The sequence below is a fragment of the Streptomyces sp. NPDC001536 genome (genome assembly GCF_042894505.1).
In the GTDB taxonomy this organism is placed as follows: Bacteria; Actinomycetota; Actinomycetes; order Streptomycetales; family Streptomycetaceae; genus Streptomyces.
On sequence record NZ_JBIAVQ010000009.1, the window covers coordinates 1 to 19964 of the forward strand.

Annotated in this window: 18 protein-coding genes; 13 read left to right on the top strand and 5 right to left on the bottom strand. The window is 68.7% G+C overall.

Translation table 11 applies throughout. The annotated features are described in order from the left end of the window. The 3 genes from ACFY0U_RS24035 to truA all read left to right on the top strand — a co-directional run. The coding region (locus ACFY0U_RS24035; protein WP_308812713.1) for a DNA-directed RNA polymerase subunit alpha C-terminal domain-containing protein at positions 1 to 314 on the top strand (314 nt) is incomplete at its 5' end. A 117-nt stretch (positions 315 to 431) separates the two neighbouring features. Then, positions 432 to 941: a 50S ribosomal protein L17 gene (rplQ, locus tag ACFY0U_RS24040; protein ID WP_266888950.1), complete on the top strand. Its 510-nt coding sequence runs from the start codon at positions 432 to 434 to the stop codon at positions 939 to 941. A gap of 81 nt (positions 942 to 1022) precedes the next feature. After that, positions 1023 to 1877, top strand: a complete 855-nt coding sequence (gene truA / locus ACFY0U_RS24045; protein WP_388638999.1) for a tRNA pseudouridine(38-40) synthase TruA — start codon at positions 1023 to 1025, stop codon at positions 1875 to 1877. Positions 1878 to 1896: 19 nt separating this feature from the next. Here the strand turns inward: truA and ACFY0U_RS24050 are convergent, their stop codons facing one another. Next, on the bottom strand, positions 1897 to 3504 hold the full coding sequence (locus tag ACFY0U_RS24050) for an ArnT family glycosyltransferase (protein WP_388639001.1): 1608 nt from the start codon (positions 3502 to 3504) through the stop codon (positions 1897 to 1899). A gap of 174 nt (positions 3505 to 3678) precedes the next feature. Continuing rightward, positions 3679 to 4863, bottom strand: a complete 1185-nt coding sequence (locus tag ACFY0U_RS24055; RefSeq protein WP_388639003.1) for a ricin-type beta-trefoil lectin domain protein — start codon at positions 4861 to 4863, stop codon at positions 3679 to 3681. Between the two features lie 212 nt (positions 4864 to 5075). On the opposite strand from ACFY0U_RS24055, the gene ACFY0U_RS24060 reads away from it, so the two are divergent. The 6 genes from ACFY0U_RS24060 to ACFY0U_RS24085 are packed head-to-tail and all read left to right on the top strand — an operon-like array spanning position 5076 to position 12208. Further along, the gene (locus tag ACFY0U_RS24060; RefSeq protein ID WP_388639005.1) at positions 5076 to 6692 is read left to right on the top strand and encodes a glycosyltransferase family 2 protein; all 1617 of its coding nucleotides are present in this window, start codon (positions 5076 to 5078) and stop codon (positions 6690 to 6692) included. 5 nt (positions 6693 to 6697) lie between these two features. Next, a complete protein-coding gene (locus tag ACFY0U_RS24065; RefSeq protein ID WP_388639007.1) occupies positions 6698 to 7729 on the top strand; it encodes a glycoside hydrolase family 26 protein in 1032 nt (343 codons plus the stop codon). Then, positions 7726 to 9546: a glycosyltransferase family 39 protein gene (locus tag ACFY0U_RS24070; protein WP_388639009.1), complete on the top strand. Its 1821-nt coding sequence runs from the start codon at positions 7726 to 7728 to the stop codon at positions 9544 to 9546. The genes ACFY0U_RS24065 and ACFY0U_RS24070 overlap by 4 nt, the downstream gene beginning before the upstream one ends. 30 nt (positions 9547 to 9576) lie before the next feature. Beyond that, positions 9577 to 10893, top strand: coding sequence for a UDP-glucose dehydrogenase family protein (locus ACFY0U_RS24075; protein WP_388639604.1), 1317 nt, complete (start codon positions 9577 to 9579; stop codon positions 10891 to 10893). Positions 10894 to 10912: 19 nt separating this feature from the next. Next, the gene (locus tag ACFY0U_RS24080) at positions 10913 to 11674 is read left to right on the top strand and encodes a polyprenol monophosphomannose synthase (RefSeq protein WP_388639011.1); all 762 of its coding nucleotides are present in this window, start codon (positions 10913 to 10915) and stop codon (positions 11672 to 11674) included. A gap of 9 nt (positions 11675 to 11683) precedes the next feature. Continuing rightward, a complete protein-coding gene (locus ACFY0U_RS24085; RefSeq protein ID WP_388639012.1) occupies positions 11684 to 12208 on the top strand; it encodes a GtrA family protein in 525 nt (174 codons plus the stop codon). A 3-nt stretch (positions 12209 to 12211) separates the two neighbouring features. On the opposite strand, the gene ACFY0U_RS24090 is transcribed toward ACFY0U_RS24085, so the two are convergent. Beyond that, the gene (locus ACFY0U_RS24090; protein ID WP_388639014.1) at positions 12212 to 13090 is read right to left on the bottom strand and encodes a hypothetical protein; all 879 of its coding nucleotides are present in this window, start codon (positions 13088 to 13090) and stop codon (positions 12212 to 12214) included. Positions 13091 to 13352: 262 nt separating this feature from the next. On the opposite strand from ACFY0U_RS24090, the gene rplM reads away from it, so the two are divergent. From rplM to glmM, 3 genes are all read left to right on the top strand, one after another. Next, a complete protein-coding gene (gene rplM, locus ACFY0U_RS24095; protein WP_045559465.1) occupies positions 13353 to 13796 on the top strand; it encodes a 50S ribosomal protein L13 in 444 nt (147 codons plus the stop codon). A gap of 41 nt (positions 13797 to 13837) precedes the next feature. Then, a complete protein-coding gene (rpsI, locus tag ACFY0U_RS24100; protein WP_388639016.1) occupies positions 13838 to 14365 on the top strand; it encodes a 30S ribosomal protein S9 in 528 nt (175 codons plus the stop codon). 179 nt (positions 14366 to 14544) lie between these two features. Beyond that, complete coding sequence (gene glmM / locus ACFY0U_RS24105; protein WP_388639018.1) at positions 14545 to 15903, top strand: phosphoglucosamine mutase; 1359 nt, start codon at positions 14545 to 14547, stop codon at positions 15901 to 15903. 79 nt (positions 15904 to 15982) lie between these two features. On the opposite strand, the gene ACFY0U_RS24110 is transcribed toward glmM, so the two are convergent. Next, positions 15983 to 16915, bottom strand: a complete 933-nt coding sequence (locus ACFY0U_RS24110) for a DUF389 domain-containing protein (RefSeq protein WP_388639020.1) — start codon at positions 16913 to 16915, stop codon at positions 15983 to 15985. 31 nt (positions 16916 to 16946) lie between these two features. Continuing rightward, positions 16947 to 17915: a type I pantothenate kinase gene (coaA, locus tag ACFY0U_RS24115; protein WP_388639606.1), complete on the bottom strand. Its 969-nt coding sequence runs from the start codon at positions 17913 to 17915 to the stop codon at positions 16947 to 16949. Positions 17916 to 18103: 188 nt separating this feature from the next. Here coaA and glmS point away from each other — a divergent pair, with 188 nt between their 5' ends. Further along, entirely contained in the window at positions 18104 to 19951 is a 1848-nt protein-coding gene (glmS, locus tag ACFY0U_RS24120; RefSeq protein WP_388639021.1) for a glutamine--fructose-6-phosphate transaminase (isomerizing), read from the top strand. Positions 19952 to 19964: the final 13 nt, after the last annotated feature.

A 19964-nucleotide genomic window follows, 5' to 3' on the forward strand; every position in this document is an offset into this window, starting at 1 on the left:
CCCCCACGGACGCCGCCCTGGCCGCTGACCTGGCGCTGCCGATCGAGGAGCTGGAGCTCACCGTTCGGTCGTACAACTGCCTCAAGCGTGAGGGCATCCACTCCGTGGGTGAGCTCGTCGCCCGCTCCGAGGCGGACCTCCTGGACATCCGCAACTTCGGTGCGAAGTCCATCGACGAGGTCAAGGCGAAGCTGGCCGGCATGGGCCTGGCCCTCAAGGACAGCCCGCCCGGATTCGACCCGACCGCCGCCGCGGACGCCTTCGGCGCCGACGACGACGCGGACGCGGGTTTCGTGGAGACCGAGCAGTACTGATCTCCACCGCCTCCGGGGTTCGCGTCAGCGGACCCCGGATCTCCGACAGGTAACCGCCTGCTCGGATACTGACCCCGGTACCTGATACGGCCGGGGCAGACACCTAGGAGAAACACCATGCCGAAGCCCACCAAGGGTGCCCGTCTGGGCGGCAGCGCCGCGCACGAGAAGCTGCTCCTCGCGAACCTCGCGAAGGCGCTGTTCGAGCACGGCCGTATCACCACCACCGAGGCGAAGGCGCGCAAGCTGCGTCCGTACGCCGAGCGTCTGGTCACCAAGGCGAAGAAGGGCGACCTTCACAACCGCCGCCAGGTGCTCCAGGTCATCACGGACAAGGGCATCGTGCACACGCTCTTCACCGAGATCGGCCCGCGGTACGAGAACCGTCCGGGTGGCTACACCCGTATCACCAAGATCGGTAACCGTCGTGGCGACAACGCGCCCATGGCTGTCATCGAGCTGGTCGAGGCGCTGACGGTCGCGCAGCAGGCGACGGGTGAGGCCGAGGCCGCCACCAAGCGTGCCGCGAAGGACGCCGAGGCTGCTCCGGTTGCCGAGGAGACCAAGGTCGACGTGACCAAGGCCGATGAGGCCGAGGACGTCGCCGAGGAGTCCAAGGACGCCTGAGGCTCCGCCTCGCATTGAAGTAAGCGGGTCCGTTCCTTTTCGGGAGCGGGCCCGCTTTCGTGTTCCTGAGAGGATCTCTGTGTGAGTGACGAAGTAGAGCCCGGGTTCGTACGGGTGCGCCTTGATCTGTCGTACGACGGGAGCGAGTTCTCCGGGTGGGCCAAGCAGGCCGGGGGACGGCGGACCGTGCAGGGAGAGGTCGAGGACGCACTGCGTACGGTGACCCGGTCCCGGGAGACGTACGAGCTGACCGTCGCCGGGCGGACCGATGCCGGGGTGCATGCGCGGGGCCAGGTCGTGCATGTCGATCTGCCGCGTGAGGTCTGGGGCGAGCATCACGAGAAGCTGCTCAAGCGGCTGGCTGGGCGGCTGTCGAAGGACGTCCGGGTGTGGGCCCTGCGGGAGGCGCCGAGCGGCTTCAACGCCCGGTTCTCCGCCATCTGGCGGCGGTACGCCTATCGCGTCACCGACAACCCCGGGGGTGTGGACCCGCTGCTGCGCAGTCATGTCCTGTGGCACGACTGGCCGCTCGACGTCGACGCGATGAACGAGGCCGCCGGGCGGCTCCTCGGGGAGCACGACTTCGCCGCGTACTGCAAGAAGCGGGAGGGCGCGACCACCATTCGTACGCTCCAGGAGCTGAGCCTGGTGCGGGGGGACGACGGGATCATCACCGCCACGGTCCGGGCCGACGCCTTCTGCCACAACATGGTGCGCTCGCTGATCGGGGCGCTGCTGTTCGTGGGGGACGGGCACCGGGGGCCGGAGTGGCCGGGGAAGGTGCTGGCCGCCGGGGTCAGGGACTCGGCCGTGCATGTCGTACGGCCGCATGGGCTGACGCTCGAAGAGGTGGGTTACCCGGCGGACGAGTTGCTGGCCGCGCGGAACAAGGAGGCGCGGAACAAGCGGTCGCTGCCAGGGGCCGGCTGCTGCTGAACCGGCCCCTGGGCGCGCGTCACTTCTTTCCGAAGCCTGGTGCGAAGTAGATCGTGTACTGGCCGTCTCCGGTCCGGGTGCTCTTGATGACCTTGTGCACCCGGTAGCCCGCCTCCTTGAGGGAAGGCTGCAGGGCGACGTCGATGTCCGGGGTCTGGGTGAAGTCCAGGACGACGATCGAGTAGTAGTGGTCCTTGACGGCCGCCTGGAGGGCCGGGGCGCCGGAGAGGGTCTTCTTGGTCTCGGGGTCGGTGTAGCTCTTGCCGACGAGGTCCTGCCACTGCGGCCAGGTGGTCTGTTCCTTGAGGTAGTACGCCGGGACGTTGTAGTTCTCGACGAGGTACTCCTCCTTGCCCTTCTTGACATAGGGGCGCAGCGCGGAGACCAGGCCGGAGGAGTCGGACCACTCGGCGTACATGTGGGCGGACTGGCCCGCTCCGAAGTAGGTGAGCGGTGCGACCACCAAGGCGGTGACCAGGACGCCGGCGGTGACGTGGACCTTGCCGCGGAGTGTGACGAAGATCCGGGCGAGCAGCACTCCGGCCGCGATGCAGGCGAACCAGGCGCCGAAGTCGACGTGCTTCTGGAGCGACAGCCAGGTGTGGATACGGATCTGGTTGGCCGGTGCGAGGACGCCACCGACGAAGAGCAGCAGGGCGAGCCAGACGTCTGCCTTGCTCGCTCTGCCGCGCTTGCTGAGCACCAGGGTGACCAGAACGCCGATGAGGGCGAGGACGAGCAGCGGGCCGACCCACTTGGCGGCCTCCCCGGCGACGTACGAGACAGGGTCGGTGCCCGGCTTGCGCATCAGGGTGGTGTGGGTGAAGCCGTCGACGTGGGTCTTCGCCGTGACGGCGGGCAGCAGGAGGGCGACGAGCCACAGGACGGTCAGTTCGATACCGCGTCGTATACGAACCGCGGACCAGGCGGCTCCGCCGTGCCCGGCGAAGATCGCGATGCCGATGACGACCGGGGTCCACAGCAGGGAGGCGTACTTGGTCCAGTCGGCCAGTGCCATGAACATGGCGGCCATGATCATGCTGGAGTATCCGCCACCGGTGGTGAGCCGGACCGCGAAGTAGGCGCCCCAGGCCAGCAGGGTCAGTGCCATCGAGTCGTACGTGGAGTAGCTGCTGAGGAGCTGGGTGGGACCGAGCGCGACGAACAGCGCGGTCGCGAAGAAGGCCGCCACGGAGCCGTACATCCGCCGGGTGGCCAGGTGGAGGGCGACGGTGGCGGTGAGCATGAACGCCATGCTCAGCAGCCGGGTCGCGAGCAGGCCGCCGGCCATGTCGGCCATCGCGACGAAGACCGGGTAGATCAGGGGCGAGCCGGAGAAGAAGCTCGCGTAGTCGGCGACGGGCTCGCCGTGCAGCAGGTGCTCGATCTGGTTGTAACCGGCGTAGATGTAGGTGCCTTCGTCGACGAACGCGGTGTTGTCGTCGGTGAGGCGGTAGGCGAGCACGGCCTGTGCCAGCAGGACGAGCAGCAGAGGCAGCCAGTCGGTACGGAAGGCGGCCTTCGCGGGCTTCGACGGCGGCTCCAGACGTCGGCGGGCGATCCGCTCGGCGGTGCGGCGTGCGGCGACGTCCTCGGCGACCGTGCCCAGCGGCATGGTGGTGTCCATGCCGGGTCGGGTGCGTCTTGGGTTCGGCCTGGTGCCCTCAGGTCTGATCCAGGTGCCATCTGCCGTCATCAGGTCGTCTTTCTCGCTCGGAATCCGGAGCCGTGACCTGACGGAACCCCCCCCGTTAGGTCCATCGCTCAAATGTGTGGACGATGTGCGGATGATAGGCCATTGTCAGGAAGTCAGGCCGTTGTGGGGCAGTGACCAGCGTTGTGACGTTCCCTCATGACATGGCCGCAATACCGCCGTTACGCCGACGGCCAGGGAGCCTTCGTCGGTGTCCAGGCAGCGGCCGGACGCGGTGTGCACGAGCCGGTCGTCCGGGCCCGGGGCCCAGCGCTGGGCGGGCTTTCCGGCACAGGCGGCCAGGGTGACCTTGGTCGTGCCGGCCGACTGGAGACAGCGTCCGCCGGTGCGCAGATGGCCGTCGTTGGCCACCGTCCAGGTGGTCTTCCCGGCGCTGCCTCCGCAGGATCCGGTGACGGCCGTTTCGTCGTCCGACCGTAGGCAGATCCCCGTCGCACCGGAGCGTACGACCCCGGTCGGCAGTCCGGTCCTGTTGTGGAAGGCGAAGTCGAAGGTGCGCAGACCTACGCCGCCGGTCCAGATCTCGAAGCCGGCCGCGACCTTGCACAGGTAGGACTGCTCGGGGATGTATCCGCGCTGGAGCGCGTCCGCCGTGAACAGGCGCAGGTTGAGGCCGCGGACGGTGCGGGTCGGGTGGGTGCGGACGTAGCTGATCACGCTGTGGGCGCCGGTGACGGGAGCCTCGTAGACCGCGTATGTGTCGCCCCCGATGTCGACCGTGCCGGGGGTCCGCCTGCCGGCGGGCGCGATGTTGTCGGTGGCGTCCAGCCAGATCATCAGCTCCGCACTGTGAGCGGAATCGCAGTCGGTTCTGCTCGGGCCGTACCAGAGGTCGTACGCCAGGTTGTACGAGCCAGAGGCGGCGGGCCAGGCCGCCCAGTCGCTGGTCGCGTCGCCCAGGTCGGTGACGGGCACGGGCAGGCCCGCGGTGCCGGGGACGGTGGCGATGTTGGGGTAGGCGCGCGGGGCCTTGGCGTCCTTGGCGACGAGACCGTGGACGTCGGAGACGGTGAAGCCGGTGTCGCCGGGGGTCTTGAGGCAGATGGTGCCGCCCGAGGCGTTCCAGCGGTTGGGCTCGATGCTGTACTTGTCGCCCTTCACCAGGCGCTGGGGGTACGGCTTCTCGGCGGATGTGCACACCGTCGCCGGACCCGTCGCGGTGGTTGCCGGGGCGGCCGTCGTGGAGGCCGGGCTCGGGGTGCGCTTCGCGGCGGGCGCGGGTGTGTGACCTGAACAACCGGCGAGCAGGGCGAGAACGGCGAAGTGCGTCACCGTCCGAAATGATGATTTCACTGACAGAGATCTCATGAGATACGGCATGTCACGACCTGATGTCGCACGTGTTTCCTTGCCGGATGCATGCCGATTTGTTCACCTGTTCCCTCGCAAGAGCACTCGAAAACTCGGAAAAAAAACGTACTATCTTCACTCGTCTTCACCCGATCGGGTGAGAGTAGTCGTAGAACGCCCGGGGGGGCATAGGAATGACCGTCACGGACGGGCCCACGACGGGGGGCGGCAGCAGAAGCGCGTCCTCCTCCCATCGCAGGCTGAGGCGAGGGCAGCCCTCCCGCCGGATGTACGGACTGCTGCCGCAGCCGCCGGACAACGAGGAGAAGTACTCCTACACGAGTCGGCACCTGTGGGTGCTCACCTGCTGCTCCATCATCAGCTTCTGCTGCCTTGTGGCCAGTCAGATAGCGCTTGCCCAGTCTTCGCCGTGGCTCTGGGTCTACATGCCGTTCCTGCTGTTCACGGTGCTGTACTACCTGGTCTCCCTCAAGGTGAACGGTTTCACCAAGGACTTCGACCTCAAGGCGCACCGCGACCTGGTGCGCAGCTGGCGGCCGCAGCGCTACCCGACCGTGGACGTGTTCCTGCCGGTCTGCGGCGAGCCGATCGAGGTGCTGCACAACACCTGGACGCATGTGGCCCGGCTGCGTGACCGCTATCCCGGGGTGGTGACGCCGTACGTCCTCGACGACTCGGCGAGTGACGAGCTGGCCGCGATGGCGGTGGACTTCGGCTTTGTTTATGGCACCCGTCACAATCGGGGCTGGTTCAAGAAGGCCGGCAACATGCACTTCGGCTTTCAGAACTCCGATGGCGAGTACATCCTCATCCTGGACGCCGACTTCGCTCCCCGTGAGGACCTCCTGGAGGAACTTCTCCCGTACATGGAGAAGGACCCGGATGTCGGTATCGTCCAGTCCCCGCAGTTCTTCCGGATTCTCGACTCGCAGAACTGGATCGAACGCGGTGCGGGCGCGGTGCAGGAACTCTTCTACCGCTCCGTCCAGGTCTCCCGGCAGAACAACGACGGCGCGATCTGCGTCGGCTCCTGCGCCGTCTACCGGCGTGCCGCACTGGAGACCAACGGCGGCACCACGCTGATCGAGCACTCCGAGGACGTCCACACCGGCTTCGACCTGCGTGGCCTCGGCTGGGACCTGCGCTATGTGCCGGTCGCGCTGTCCACCGGCGTCTGCCCGGACACCGCGGGCGCCTTCTTCAACCAGCAGTACCGCTGGTGCTCGGGGTCGATGAGCCTGCTGGGCAGCAAGAAGTTCTGGAAGGCCAACCTCAAGCCGGAATCCCGGATGTGCTACATGTCCGGATTCTTCTACTACATTCACACGGCGCTGTTCACCATCGTCTCGCCGCTGATCCCGATCGTTCTGCTGCTGGCCATGCCGGACATGCTGAAGATCGAGTACATGGGTCTGGTGCTGCCGAGCCTGATCTACACCACGCTGATCTTCCCGCTGTGGCACCGCAACCCGTACCGCCTGGAAGCCTGGGCGGCCCGGATGATGTACGGCTGGGCGCATCTCTTCGCGATCTGGGACATCCTCCGCAAGAACCGCATGGGCTGGCAGCCCACCGGTTCCAGCGGCGCCAAGAAGAACAAGACGCGGCGCTTCTGGATCGGCATGACCGTCTGGGGCGGCGGCACGGCCGCGATCTGGGTCGGCGCCGCGACCTGGCGCATGCTCACCATGGACCCGCTGGACTTCGCCCTCGTCCTGGCCTCCGGGCTCTTCTACGCCGTCGTCGTCGGGCGCGTGCTGGTCCAGCCCCGCAGCCGGGAAGTGGTGTGATCGGAATGACCGCCCACGACCAGGGCGCCGTGTCCCGGCGTGCCCTGCCCCTGCTGGCGCTGCTCGTCGCCTGTCTCGTAGTGATCACCGGCTGCGGCCTCACCGGCGCCTCCAAGGACCCCGGCGGCTCGGCGGCCGAGCCCGGTGCGACCGCCGGCGCCGACGCGGAGCCTGTCACGCCGTACGACGTCAGCCCGCTGCTCAAGCCGAAGGGCAAGTACCTCGGGGTCGCCCTCGACGGTGTGCCCAGGTCGCTGAAGGCGTTCGACTCCTACAGCAAGCGGATCGGCAAGGAGCCGAACGTGCTGGAGTACTACGCGGCGTTCGGCGACGGCTTCGACACCAGCGGGGTGCGCAAGATCTACCAGGCGGGAGCGCTCCCCTTCATGGCCTGGGAGCCCTTCAAGCCCTCGCTGAAGTCCATCGCGGCCGGCAAGTCCGACGCCTACGTGGAGAAGATGGCGAAGGACATCGTCCATCTCAACCTGCCCATCGCCATCAGCTTCGGGCACGAGATGAACGGTGACTGGTACCCCTGGGGCCGCACCAAGGCCGACCCCGCCGACTTCGTGAAGGCGTGGCGGCACATCCACGACATCTTCCAGGACGCGGGCGCGACCAACGTCATCTGGGTGTGGACGCCGAACATCATCAACCCGATGCCCAAGGTCGACCTGGAGCAGTACTACCCGGGCGACGCCTATGTGGACTGGGCCGGGATGATCGGCTACTACACCGTCACCGGGGCCAAGACCTTCGACACCCTGTACGGGCCGACGATCGACGAGATCAGGACCTTCACCAAGAAGTCGATCTTCATCGCGGAGACGGCCTCGCAGGAGGGCGAGCGTCGCAGAGTCGACGTCAACGACCTCTTCGACGGCGTCGAGGCCAGCGACGACGTGATCGGCTTCATCTGGTTCAACATCCCCAAGCGCGCCGACTGGCGGATCGAGATCAGCCCGCTGGCTCTCGCCGAGTACCGCAAGCGCGCGCAGGATTCCGACTTCGGCTTCGACATCAGGAAGCAGCAGTGAACGAGCAGTCTGATTCCTGGTTCAGTCCTGCCAGCCCGCCGCCCCACTGGGACCCCGAGCAGGCCGACCCGAACCGCTATGTCGATCCCGCCCTGCAGCAGGTCCAGTACCGGCAGCCCGCCGCTCACCAGCAGCCTTACTACGGTGGCTACCCGGACCATCAGGCGGCCCCCGTCGCCTACGGTGCTCCGGCCCCGGGCATGGACGCGATCCCGGCCCAGGCGCCGGTCGCCACGGCACCGGGCAGCGAGAGCAACCTGTACGAGCACCAGTTTGAGTACCAGGGCCATTACGACGCGGGCCACCAGGCACCCGTCGAGGAGAAGCCCGCCTACGAGATCCCCGAGATCCCCGAGACCGGCTGGTCCGCGGCGCCCAGCCGCCGGCGCCGTTGGATCGGCCGGATCCTGCTGCTCGGCGTGCTTGCCATGCAAGCGCTCCTCTCCCTGCGGCTGAGCGACTCCGCGAGCCCCGAAGAGGCCGTGAACCTCGTCGTCGGGCGCCAGCAGTACGACCACCTGCTCGACGGAACCGCCGTCACCACCGACCTCGTGGACCGGGTGCCGGGCTCCGCGTCGCTGTATCCGGCTCTGGCCGGCGCCGCCGACCACCTCGGCGGACTGACCGCGGTCCGGCTGCTCAGCCTGGTGTTCACCCTGATCGGCACAGCGCTGCTCTACTCGGTGACCCGCCGCATGTTCAACGAGCGGGTCGCGGCCAGCGCCGCCGCCGCCTACGCGGTGCTCCAGTCCACGGTCGTCGTGGGCTACTACGCCTCCCCGGACGCGCTGGCGCTGATGCTGGTCGCCTTCGCGGCGTGGATCGTCCTCTACACCGATCGCGCACCGGTGTTCGCCGTCCTCGCGGCGGCTCCCGTGGCCGCGCTCGCCGCGGCCGTGAACCACACGGCGGTGCTGGTCCTGCCCACCCTGCTGCTGCTCGCGGTACACACGGCCTGGCCCTACAAGGGCCCCGCCCAGGGCATCCTGCGCGGCGGCATGCTGGGCCTGGCGACCGCCGCGCTGCTGGTGGTCACCGGTGTCTTCACCGACATCAGCGACAGCACCCTCTCGCGCGGCCAGGGCTCCGAGAGCACCACGGACATCCTGAGCCTGTCGCTCCAGTGGAGCGGTCTGTTCCTGCTGCTCGCCATCGGCGGCTCGATCGCCTGGGTCAGGCGGGAGCGGATGAACGAGGCCGTCGACGTGGACAGCGTCCCCGGCTCCCCGTTGCGCCGGGCCGCGCTCGGTCTGACGCTGTGCGCGACCGCGGTCCTGGTCCCGCTGCTCCAGGCCCAGCTGCACACGTCGGCGGGGATGTTCCGGCACATCGCCTTCGGGCTGCTGCTGGCCGCGCCGATGGCCGGTCTCGGCATCACCCGGATGATCGGCGCCCACTTCCGCCATCCCCAACTGGGCATCCTGGTATGGGTCCTGATGCTGGCCCTGGGCATCTCCCAGTCGGCCGACCGCTCCGAGAGCTGGGCCAGTTCCGGAAGCCTGGCCAAGGTGCTGAGCGAGCACGTGGACGGCAAGGGCACCTATCTGACCGCGGTCGACGGCCTGCCCCAGTACTACCTGGACGCCGAGACCAGCCCCGGCCAGTGGACCTCCCTGCGGGAGGGGAAAGTCGCCGACGTCACCAAGGGCCGCTACGGCCTGATCGTCCTCGACACCACCTCGGCAGCCGCCGGGAGCGCCCGGGACAAGGCCATCACCCAGGCCATTCGCGCCGGCGGGCACTACCGCCTGATCGCGCAGCTTCCCCACCGTGACACCGGCAAGGCCGGTGTGTACCGGGTCTACGTCAAGCAGTAGACCGTCACCTTCGAGGAGGTGCCGCACACCATGCGGCTCACCGTCATCGGCACCGGCTACCTCGGTGCCACCCACGCCGCCTGCATGGCGGAACTCGGTCACGAGGTGCTCGGCGTCGACGTCGACCCCGACAAGATCGCCGCGCTGCGCAACGGGCAGGTGCCGTTCCACGAGCCCGGGCTGCCCGAGCTGATCCGGAAGCACACGGCGACCGGGCGGCTGCGGTTCACCACCGACTACGCGGAGGCCGGGGCCTTCGGCGAGGTGCACTTCGTGTGTGTCGGCACCCCGCAGCGCAAGGGCTCCGAGGGCGCCGACCTCACCTACGTCGACGCGGCCTTCACGGCGATCGCCGAGCACGCGGCCGAGGACTCGCTGCTGGTCGGCAAGTCGACCGTGCCGGTGGGCACGGCGGAGCGGCTCGCCGGGGCGCTGGGGGTCGAGGTCGCCTGGAACCCGGAGTTCCTGCGGGAGGGCTTCGCCGTCCAGGACACGTTGCGGCCCGACCGGCTGGTCATCGGTGTCCGATCCGCACATGCGGAAACGATCCTCCGCAAGGTGTACGGGCCCGTCCTGGAGGCCGGCACCCCGCTGGTCACCGCCGACTTCCCGACCGCCGAGCTGGTCAAGACGGCCGCCAACGCCTTCCTCGCGACCAAGATCTCCTTCATCAACGCGATGGCCGAGCTCTGCGAGGCGGCGGGCGGCGACGTCGGCGTCCTCGCCGAGGCGATCGGCCACGACGACCGGATCGGGCGGAAGTTCCTGCGGGCCGGCGTCGGCTTCGGCGGCGGCTGCCTGCCCAAGGACATCCGCGCCTTCGCGCACCGCGCCGACGAGCTGGGGGTCTCGCTGGCGTTCCTGCGCGAGGTGGACGCGATCAACATGCGCCGCCGCGACAAGGTCGTCGAGCTGGCGCGGGAGCTGTGCGGAGGTGCGGTGCTGGGGGCCCGTATCGCCGTACTGGGCGCGGCGTTCAAGCCCGACTCGGACGACATCCGGGACTCGCCCGCGCTCAATGTGGCCGCCCGTCTGCGCCTGGACGGCGCCGACGTCACGGTCTACGACCCCGAGGCGCTGGACAACGCCCGCAAGGCGTTCCCGCTCCTCGGATACGCGATGTCGGCCGAGGAGGCGCTCAGGGGAGCCGACCTCGTGCTGCATCTGACCGAGTGGCCGCAGTTCCGGGAGATCGACCCGGAACGGGCCGCGTCGCTGGTGGCCCGTCCGCTGATCGTGGACGGCCGGGGGGCGCTCGACGGGGACCGCTGGTCCGCGGCGGGCTGGCACTTCCGCGCGCTGGGCAGACCCGCGCCGGTTGAGGAGAGGCCCCTCCGGGGCCTCTAGGGGAGGGAAACCGAAAGACATGACGGCCTACGACAGACACCCCGGCGTACCGGTCACCATCGTGATGCCGACGTACAACGAGGCGGCGAACCTGCCCAGGATGGCCGAGCTGGTCCTCGGTCTGCCGATCGACGGGCTGCACCTGAAGATCGTCGACGATTCCAGCCCCGACGGGACCGGCCGGATCGCCGAGGAGCTCGCCGAGAAGTACAACTGGGACGGGCGCCGCCGTATGAGCGTGCTGCACCGCACCGAGAAGGACGGACTCGGGCGCGCCTACGTCGCGGGCATGAGCGCCGCGCTCGCCGAGGGCGCCGCCTACGTGATCCAGATGGACGCCGACGGCAGCCACCCCGTCGAGGCGGTGCCGCGGATGCTCGGTACGGCCGTGGCCTCCGGCGTCGGCCTGGTCGTCGGCAGCCGGTACGTCGAGGGCGGCTCGCTGGACGAGGAGTGGGGAAAGCACCGCGTCCTGCTGTCCCGCTTCGCCAACCGCTACGCCCGGACCGTGCTCGGCACCAAGATCCGGGACATCACGGCCGGCTTCAACCTGTGGTCGGCCGCCACGCTGCGGGACGTGGATCTCGCGACCCTGGACAGCGCCGGCTACAGCTTCCAGGTCGAGCTGAAGTTCAAGGCCGTCCGGGCCGGGCACAGCGCCGTCGAGATCCCGATCCGCTTCGAGGAGCGCACCGAAGGCGTCTCCAAGATGAACCTCTCGACGCAGATCGAGTCGGCCCTGGTGCCGCTGCGGCTGCGGATGCGCAACCGGCGGGGTTGAGCGGGAACCATGAGCGGACGGCACGCGCTTCCCTCGCGGTTCGGCAAGCTGTACCGCGAGGTAGCCAAGTTCGGCCTGGTGGGGGCCTCGGGATTCGTGGTGAATCTCGGGGTCTTCAACATCATCACGGGCGTCGTCGGATGGGCGCCCGTCCGGGCGGGCGTCCTGGCGACGGCGGTCGCCATCCTCACCAACTACCTGGGCCTGCGGTACTTCACCTACCGGGACCGCGACCCGGCGGCCCGGGCCAGCCGGCGCAGGGAGATGACGCTCTTCCTCTTCTTCAGCGCGATCGGGCTGGTCATCGAGAACGGAGTCCTCTACATCACCACGTACGGCTTCGGCCTGGACAGCACCGTCGCCACCAATGTCTGCAAGTTCCTCGGCATCGGCGTCGCGACCCTGTTCCGCTTCTGGTCGTACCGGACGTGGGTCTTCAGGACGGTCGCCCGGCAGGCACCGCACCCGGCGCCGGTCGCACGGGGCGGGGTGCCCGCCGAACCCGTCCTCAACGTCTCCTGGGACGCCCGCTGAGCGTCACTCGTTCGCTGCCGCCGACGCCTGGGCCTCGCCACGGCGTCGGATCTGGCGGAAGGTGAACTCGGCCAGGTCGTCGCCGGTGGAGAAGACCTGGGTGCTCTTCTCCGTGACGTTCTTGCCGTTGGTGAAGCCGGCGGTGGTGAAGTAGGCGTAGCGGCCGTAGGAGTTGGTCGTCGTACGGCAGATCGCGGAGTCGCAGAAGGACTTCACACCGCTGCCGGACAGGGACTTCACGACGCTCTTGTCGTCGGCCTGGGTCTTGACCTTGGTCGCCTGTGCCTCGGTGTCGAAGACGGCCACGCCGACCGTCACCGCGACGCCGTCCTTGACGTACGTCACGCGCATCAGACGGGTGCAGTCGTTGGCGTTGAGGACCTTCGGGAGGGTCCCCTGGGCGACCGAGGCGCAGTTCTTGGTGTCGGCCGTCGGGCCCTTCTTGTAGACCGTCTCGCCCATGGTCAGCTGCGTGCCCGGGAAGAGGATGTCCGCGCCGATCGGGGCGGTGTCCTTGGTCTTGCTGGAGACGAAGTCCTTCGGGTCCAGCGGCGGCGGGGCGCTGGTCGGGGCGAAGGACGGGGCCGTGGCGGACTGGCTGGGGATGTCCGCGGTGGCGGGCAGCGAGGACGTGGTGGACGCCTCGCTGTCCCCGTTCGCCGACACCACGGCCACGGCCACGGCGGTGCCTATCGCCACGGTGGCGAGGGCGCCGCCGCCTATGAACAGCAGCCTGCGGCGTTTGTTACGGGTCTCCGAGGCCTCGGCGAGCGCGGCCCAGTCCGGGGTCGGGCCGTCGCTGCCGCCGGTCCACGGCTGCTGGGAATTCGGTTTCCAGGGATCCCACTGGGACGGGGGTCCCCCCTGCTGCCCAAAGCTCATGGGGCGCATCTTAGACGGGGGGCGGGAGGGGCAGGTGCGCGTACTCGTTTTGACCCGTCCGGGGCAGCCCGAGTAGTCTTGCAGCTTGTTATGCGTATTGGCTTGATCGCTCTCATGCGAGAAGTCCTTACGTAGGTTCCCTGGAGCAGTTACCAGTGGGCGGCATACGGGCATCGGTTCCCGGCACTGTCGTCCCCAGCTGCACGATCGCTTCAGTGATGCCATGTGTCAGCACCCATCCACTGAAGAAGAAGGCTGCGAAGTGCGTACGTACAGCCCTAAGCCCGGCGATGTGACTCGCCAGTGGCACGTCATTGACGCTCAGGACATCGTCCTGGGCCGTCTGGCTACCACTGCCGCGAACCTCCTCCGCGGCAAGCACAAGCCGACCTATGCCCCGCACATGGACATGGGCGACTTCGTCATCATCATCAACGCCGACAAGGTTCACCTGTCCGGCAACAAGAAGACCCAGAAGCTGGCGTACCGCCACTCCGGTTACCCGGGTGGTCTGCGCTCCGTCCGTTACGACGAGCTGCTGGCGAAGAACCCCGAGAAGGCCGTCGAGAAGGCCATCAAGGGCATGATCCCCAAGAACACCCTGGGCCGTCAGATGCTCTCGAAGCTCAAGGTCTACTCGGGCGACCAGCACCCGCACGCTGCCCAGCAGCCGGTGCCGTTCGAGATCACCCAGGTCGCGCAGTAGTTCCGGCCACACCCCCAAACAGAAAAGATCTGAGGAGAACCGTGGCCGAGACCACCGTTGAGCAGCCGGTCGAAGAGACCGAGACCGAGCTCGTCGACATCGAGAGCTACACCACCGAGTCCGAGGTCCCCGTCGAGGGCGAGTACACCTCGGAGTCGCTCGCCGGCCGCTTCGGCGACCCGCAGCCGGCCGCCGGCCTGGGCCGTCGCAAGAACGCCATCGCCCGCGTCCGGATCGTCCCGGGCACCGGCAAGTGGAAGATCAACGGTCGCACCCTTGAGGACTACTTCCCCAACAAGGTGCACCAGCAGGAAGTCAACGAGCCCTTCAAGGTGCTCGAGCTCGACGGCCGCTACGACGTCATCGCCCGCATCGCGGGTGGCGGTGTCTCCGGCCAGGCCGGCGCCCTGCGCCTCGGCGTGGCCCGCGCGCTGAACGAGGCCGACGTGGACAACAACCGCGGCGCCCTCAAGAAGGCCGGCTTCCTCCGCCGCGACGACCGTGCGGTCGAGCGCAAGAAGGCCGGTCTCAAGAAGGCCCGCAAGGCCCCGCAGTACAGCAAGCGTTAAGCTTCGCTGCCTGCAGCTCGTACTCGCACGTCAGCAGTACGTCCGAACGCCCCGGCGGCACGCCACAGTGCCGTCGGGGCGTTCGTTTATCACAGCCTTAGGCGTATAACGGCACAAGACGTTCTCAGACTTGTGCGATCGGATGATCTCCGAGTGGCAGCGCTCTATCAGGAGGACAAGTGGGACGACTCTTCGGCACGGACGGCGTGCGCGGCGTCGCCAACGCGGACCTGACGGCCGAGATGGCCCTGGGTCTGTCGGTAGCGGCGGCCCACGTACTGGCCGAGGCGGGTACCTTCGAGGGCCACCGGGCTACGGCGGTGGTCGGACGGGATCCGCGCGCGTCCGGGGAGTTCCTGGAGGCCGCCGTGGTCGCGGGCCTCGCGAGCGCCGGTGTCGACGTCCTGCGGGTCGGCGTACTGCCGACGCCGGCCGTGGCGTACCTCACGGGCGCTCTCGGCGCCGACCTCGGCGTCATGCTGTCCGCCAGCCACAACGCCATGCCCGACAACGGCATCAAGTTCCTCGCCCGCGGCGGGCACAAGCTCGACGACGAGCTGGAGGAGCGGATCGAGTCGGTCTACGAGTCCCACCGGCACGGCGAGCCCTGGGACCGGCCGACGGGTTCGGGCGTGGGACGCGTCCGTGAGTACCTGGAGGGCTTCGACCAGTACGTCGCCCATCTCATCGGTGTCCTCCCGAACCGGCTCGAAGGCCTGAAGATCGTCCTCGACGAGGCGCACGGCGCGGCCGCGCGGGTCTCCCCGGAGGCGTTCACCCGGGCCGGGGCCGAAGTGATCACGATCGGTGCCTCGCCGGACGGGCTCAACATCAACGACGGGTGCGGGTCGACCCACCTCGGCCTGCTGAAGGCCGCCGTCGTGGAGCACGGGGCCGACTTCGGCATCGCGCACGACGGGGACGCCGACCGCTGCCTCGCCGTGGACCACACCGGTGACGAGGTGGACGGCGACCAGATCATGGCCGTGCTCGCGCTGGCGATGCGGGAACGCTCCGCGCTGCGGGCCGACACCGTCGTCGCGACCGTCATGTCGAACCTCGGGTTCAAGCTGGCGATGGAGCGGGAGGGGCTGCGCCTCATCCAGACGGCGGTGGGCGACCGGTATGTGCTGGAGGCGATGAAGGAGCACGGGTACGCGCTCGGTGGCGAGCAGTCCGGGCACGTCATCATTCTCGATCACGCCACCACCGGTGACGGGACGCTGACCGGGCTCATGCTCGCGGCGCGGGTCGCGGAGACCGGGCGGTCGCTGCGGGACCTCGCGGGTGTGATGGAGCGGCTGCCTCAGGTGCTCATCAATGTGCCGGACGTGGATCGTACGCGGGTGGGGAGCTCGGGCGAGCTGGCCGCGGCCGTCGCCGAGGCCGAGCGGGAACTCGGGGCCACGGGGCGGGTGTTGCTGCGGCCGTCCGGTACCGAGCCGTTGGTTCGGGTGATGGTCGAGGCGGCGGACATCGATCAGGCTCGGTCTGTGGCCGGCCGGTTGGCCGATGCGGTGAAGTCGGCGCTGGGTTAGGACGCCGGGTTCGGGGTGGGGGGGCTGTGTGTTGCGGGCTGCGGGTGTTTCGTGGCTGGTCGCGCAGTTCCCCGCGCCCCTAAGGGCGTTGCCCCTCAGGGCGTTTCCAGAGCCACTTCTGGAGCAGCAGGGTGAGGGTGCCTGCCAGGACGATGCCCAGGAGGTTCAGCAGGAGCTGCTCCGTTGAACCCCAGGCCTGCTTGTACTCGTTGAAGCTGAAGGCGACGGCGGCGTTCGCGGCCGCCGGGACTGTGGTCACCGAGATCGCGACGCCGACGAGGGCGCCGGACTTGGCCGAGGTCAGGGACAGGGTGCCCGCGCAGCCGGCGAGGACGGCCACGACGAAGGAGAACCAGTCGGGCCGGTAGATGAAGTTGGTGTTGGGGCGCGTGGCTTCCAACTGCTCGGCGCTGAAGAGGTTCACGGAGTCCATGAAGTAGCTGAAGCCGACCGTCACCAACATGGCCACCGCGAAGCCCACCAGCAGCGCGATCAGTGAGCGCAGGGCCAGCTTGGGGTGGCGTTGGACGATCGCCGTGCTGAACGCGGCCAATGGGCCGAATTCCGGGCCCACCGCCATCGCACCCACGATCAGGATCGCATTGTCGAGGACCACACCGCAGGCGGCGATCATCGTTGCCAGCGTGATGAAGGCGACGTAGGTGACCGAGAGCGTCGACTCCTCGTGGGTGGCGTCCGTGAGGTGCTCCCACAGGACCGCGTCGGCGCCCTCGCCCGGGGCGTCGTCCTCGGCCTTGTCGGCCCGCTCGGAGAGCGACAGGTCGATGTTCTCGACGGCGATGGAGCCGGTCTTGTCGAGGTCCAACTCGCGTAGCGCGCCGATGAGTTCGTCACCGGCCTCGCGGGCCACGTCGCACATCACGACGTCCCCGGCGGGGTTGCGGGCGGCGCCCGGCAGGACGACCAGGTGGGTGGTGCCGACCGTGTTCTCGATCAGTCGGACCACGTCGTCGGTCTTCTCGGCCGGGGTGATCAGGCGCAGATGCAGCATGACGCCTTTCTAACAGGCCCGGTGGGATGGTTCAGAGCTTGCGCAGGCGCAGGCGCTGGACCTTGTGGTCGGGACCCTTGCGGACGACTAGGGTGGCGCGGCCGCGGGTGGGGGCGATGTTCTCGATCAGGTTGGGCTTGTTGATGGTGCGCCACTGGGTGCGGGCGTAGTCGAGGGCCTCCTCCTCCGACACCTGGGTCCACTTGCGGAAGTAGGAGTCGGGGTTCTGGAAGGCCGTCTGGCGCAGCTTCTTGAAGCGGTTGAGGTACCAGCGTTCGACGTCCTCGGGGCCGGCGTCGATGTACACGCTGAAGTCGAAGTAGTCGGCGAGGCCCACGCGGGTGCGGCCGTCCTTGCCGGGGAGGGCGGGCTGAAGGACGTTGAGGCCCTCGACGATCAGGATGTCCGGGCGGCGCACCACGAGCTTCTCGCCGGGGACGATGTCGTAGATGAGGTGGGAGTAGACGGGGGCCGTCACCTCGTCCTTGCCCGCCTTGATGTCGGCGACGAAACGGGTCAGCGCCCGTCGGTCGTACGACTCGGGGAAACCCTTCCTCGACATCAGACCGCGGGCCTGCAACTCCTTGGTCGGCAGCAGGAAGCCGTCCGTCGTCACGCGCTCGACGCGGGGGTGCTCGGGCCAGCGGGAGAGCAGGGCCTGGAGGAGCCGGGCGACCGTGGACTTGCCGCCGGCCACCGAGCCGGCGACCCCTATGACGAAGGGGGTGCCGGACTGGGCACCCTGTTCGCCGAGGAAGGTGTTCAGCGCCCCTCTGAGGCCGTCCGTGGCACCGATGTAGAGGTTGAGGAGCCGGGAGAGCGGCAGATAGATGTCGCGCACCTCGTCGAGGTCGATGACATCGCCCAGACCGCGCAGCTTCTCGACCTCCTCGGCGGTGAGCGGCAGCGGCGTCTTGTCGCGCAGCGCGCTCCACTCGGCACGGGTGAGGTCGACGTAGGGAGTCGCCTCCGGCTTGTGCCGGTGGGCGCTCCGGGGCATCGAGGAGACCGGAGAGATCACAGTCCATTGTTAACGGAGTTTGAACGGGATGGCGGGTGGGGTCCGTCACGCGGCGGCCGCTCTGAGTGCGTCGGGGGTTCGTACGGCGGTGGGAATTTCCGATTTCGGGCAGCCGGAGGCCGGTTCGGGCGCTGTTCGGGCAAGGTTTCGCCTTTAGGCTGCGGCGCATGTGCGGAATCGTGGGTTACGTGGGGTCGCAGTCGGCGCTCGAGGTCGTGATGGCCGGACTGAAGCGGCTGGAGTACCGGGGGTACGACTCGGCGGGCGTCGCCGTGCTGGCGGACGGGGGGCTGGCGGCCGCGAAGAAGGCGGGCAAGCTCGTCAACCTGGAGAAGGAACTGGTGGACCGGCCCCTGCCGACGGGCGGGACGGGCATCGGCCACACCCGGTGGGCCACCCACGGCGGCCCGACGGACGCGAACGCCCATCCCCATCTGGACAACGCGGGCCGGGTCTCGGTCGTCCACAACGGGATCATCGAGAACTTCGCCGTCCTGCGGGCCGAGCTGGCGGAGCGCGGACACACGCTGTCCTCCGAGACGGACACGGAGGTCGTGGCGCACCTGCTGGCGGAGGAGTTCTCCGGGACGGCCGACCTCGCGGAGGCGATGCGGCTGGTGTGCCGGCGGCTGGACGGCGCGTTCACGCTGGTCGCGGTGCACGCGGACGAGCCGGACGTGGTGGTGGGGGCGCGGCGGAACTCGCCGCTGGTGGTGGGTGTGGGGGAGGGGGAGGCGTTCCTGGCCTCCGATGTCGCCGCCTTCATCGCCCACACGCGCTCCGCGATCGAGCTGGGTCAGGACCAGGTGGTGGAGCTGCGCCGGGACGGGGTGACGGTGACGGGCTTCGACGGCCGTCCGGCGGAGGTCAGGTCGTACCACGTGGACTGGGACGCGTCCGCCGCGGAGAAGGGCGGCTACGACTACTTCATGCTCAAGGAGATCGCCGAGCAGCCGAAGGCGGTCGCCGACACCCTGCTGGGCCGCATCGACGCGGACGGCTCCCTCACGCTGGACGAGGTGCGGATCAGCGCGTCCGAGCTGCGCGAGGTGGACAAGGTGGTGATCGTGGCCTGCGGTACGGCCTTCCACGCGGGGCTGATCGCCAAGTACGCCATCGAGCACTGGACCCGGATCCCCTGCGAGGTGGAGCTGGCGAGCGAGTTCCGGTACCGGGACCCGATCCTGGGGGCGCGGTCCCTGGTGATCGCCATCTCCCAGTCCGGCGAGACCATGGACACGCTGATGGCGCTGCGGCACGCGCGGGAGCAGGGCTCCAAGGTGCTGGCGATCTGCAACACCAACGGCTCCACGATCCCTCGTGAGTCGGACGCGGTGCTGTACACGCACGCCGGTCCCGAGGTGGCGGTGGCGTCGACGAAGGCGTTTCTGACGCAGCTGGTGGCGTGCTATCTGGTGGCCCTGTATCTGGGTCAGGTGCGGGGCACCAAGTGGGGCGACGAGATCTCCGCAGTCATCCGGGACCTGTCGCAGATCTCCGGCGAGGTGGAGCGGGTGCTGGAGACCATGGAGCCGGTACGTGCCCTGGCCAGGTCGCTGGCCTCGAAGAACACGGTCCTTTTCCTCGGGCGGCACGTGGGGTATCCGGTGGCGCTGGAGGGGGCGTTGAAGCTGAAGGAACTCGCCTACATGCACGCCGAGGGCTTCGCGGCGGGCGAGCTGAAGCACGGTCCGATCGCGCTGATCGAGGAGGACCTGCCCGTGGTGGTGGTCGTGCCGTCGCCGCGAGGCCGGTCCGTCCTCCACGACAAGATCGTGTCCAACATCCAGGAGATCAGGGCCCGGGGCGCCCGCACCATCGTGATCGCGGAGGAGGGCGACGAGGCGGTGGTCCCGTACGCCGACCACCTGATCCGCATCCCGGCCACCCCCACGCTGCTCCAGCCGCTGGTGGCGACGGTGCCGCTCCAGGTCTTCGCGTGCGAGCTGGCCACGGCCCGGGGCAACGAGGTGGACCAGCCCCGGAACCTGGCCAAGTCGGTGACGGTGGAGTAGGGGACCGAGCTCC

Coding starts and splice junctions, on each gene's coding strand:
- rplQ (WP_266888950.1), top strand. CDS start 432: ATGCCGAAGCCCACCAAGGGTGCCCGTCTGGGCGGCAGCGCCGCGCAC.
- ACFY0U_RS24050 (WP_388639001.1), bottom strand. CDS start 3,504: ATGGACACCACCATGCCGCTGGGCACGGTCGCCGAGGACGTCGCCGCA.
- ACFY0U_RS24060 (WP_388639005.1), top strand. CDS start 5,076: ATGACCGTCACGGACGGGCCCACGACGGGGGGCGGCAGCAGAAGCGCG.
- ACFY0U_RS24065 (WP_388639007.1), top strand. CDS start 6,698: ATGACCGCCCACGACCAGGGCGCCGTGTCCCGGCGTGCCCTGCCCCTG.
- ACFY0U_RS24075 (WP_388639604.1), top strand. CDS start 9,577: ATGCGGCTCACCGTCATCGGCACCGGCTACCTCGGTGCCACCCACGCC.
- ACFY0U_RS24080 (WP_388639011.1), top strand. CDS start 10,913: ATGACGGCCTACGACAGACACCCCGGCGTACCGGTCACCATCGTGATG.
- ACFY0U_RS24085 (WP_388639012.1), top strand. CDS start 11,684: ATGAGCGGACGGCACGCGCTTCCCTCGCGGTTCGGCAAGCTGTACCGC.
- ACFY0U_RS24090 (WP_388639014.1), bottom strand. CDS start 13,090: ATGAGCTTTGGGCAGCAGGGGGGACCCCCGTCCCAGTGGGATCCCTGG.
- ACFY0U_RS24110 (WP_388639020.1), bottom strand. CDS start 16,915: ATGCTGCATCTGCGCCTGATCACCCCGGCCGAGAAGACCGACGACGTG.
- coaA (WP_388639606.1), bottom strand. CDS start 17,915: ATGCCCCGGAGCGCCCACCGGCACAAGCCGGAGGCGACTCCCTACGTC.
- glmS (WP_388639021.1), top strand. CDS start 18,104: ATGTGCGGAATCGTGGGTTACGTGGGGTCGCAGTCGGCGCTCGAGGTC.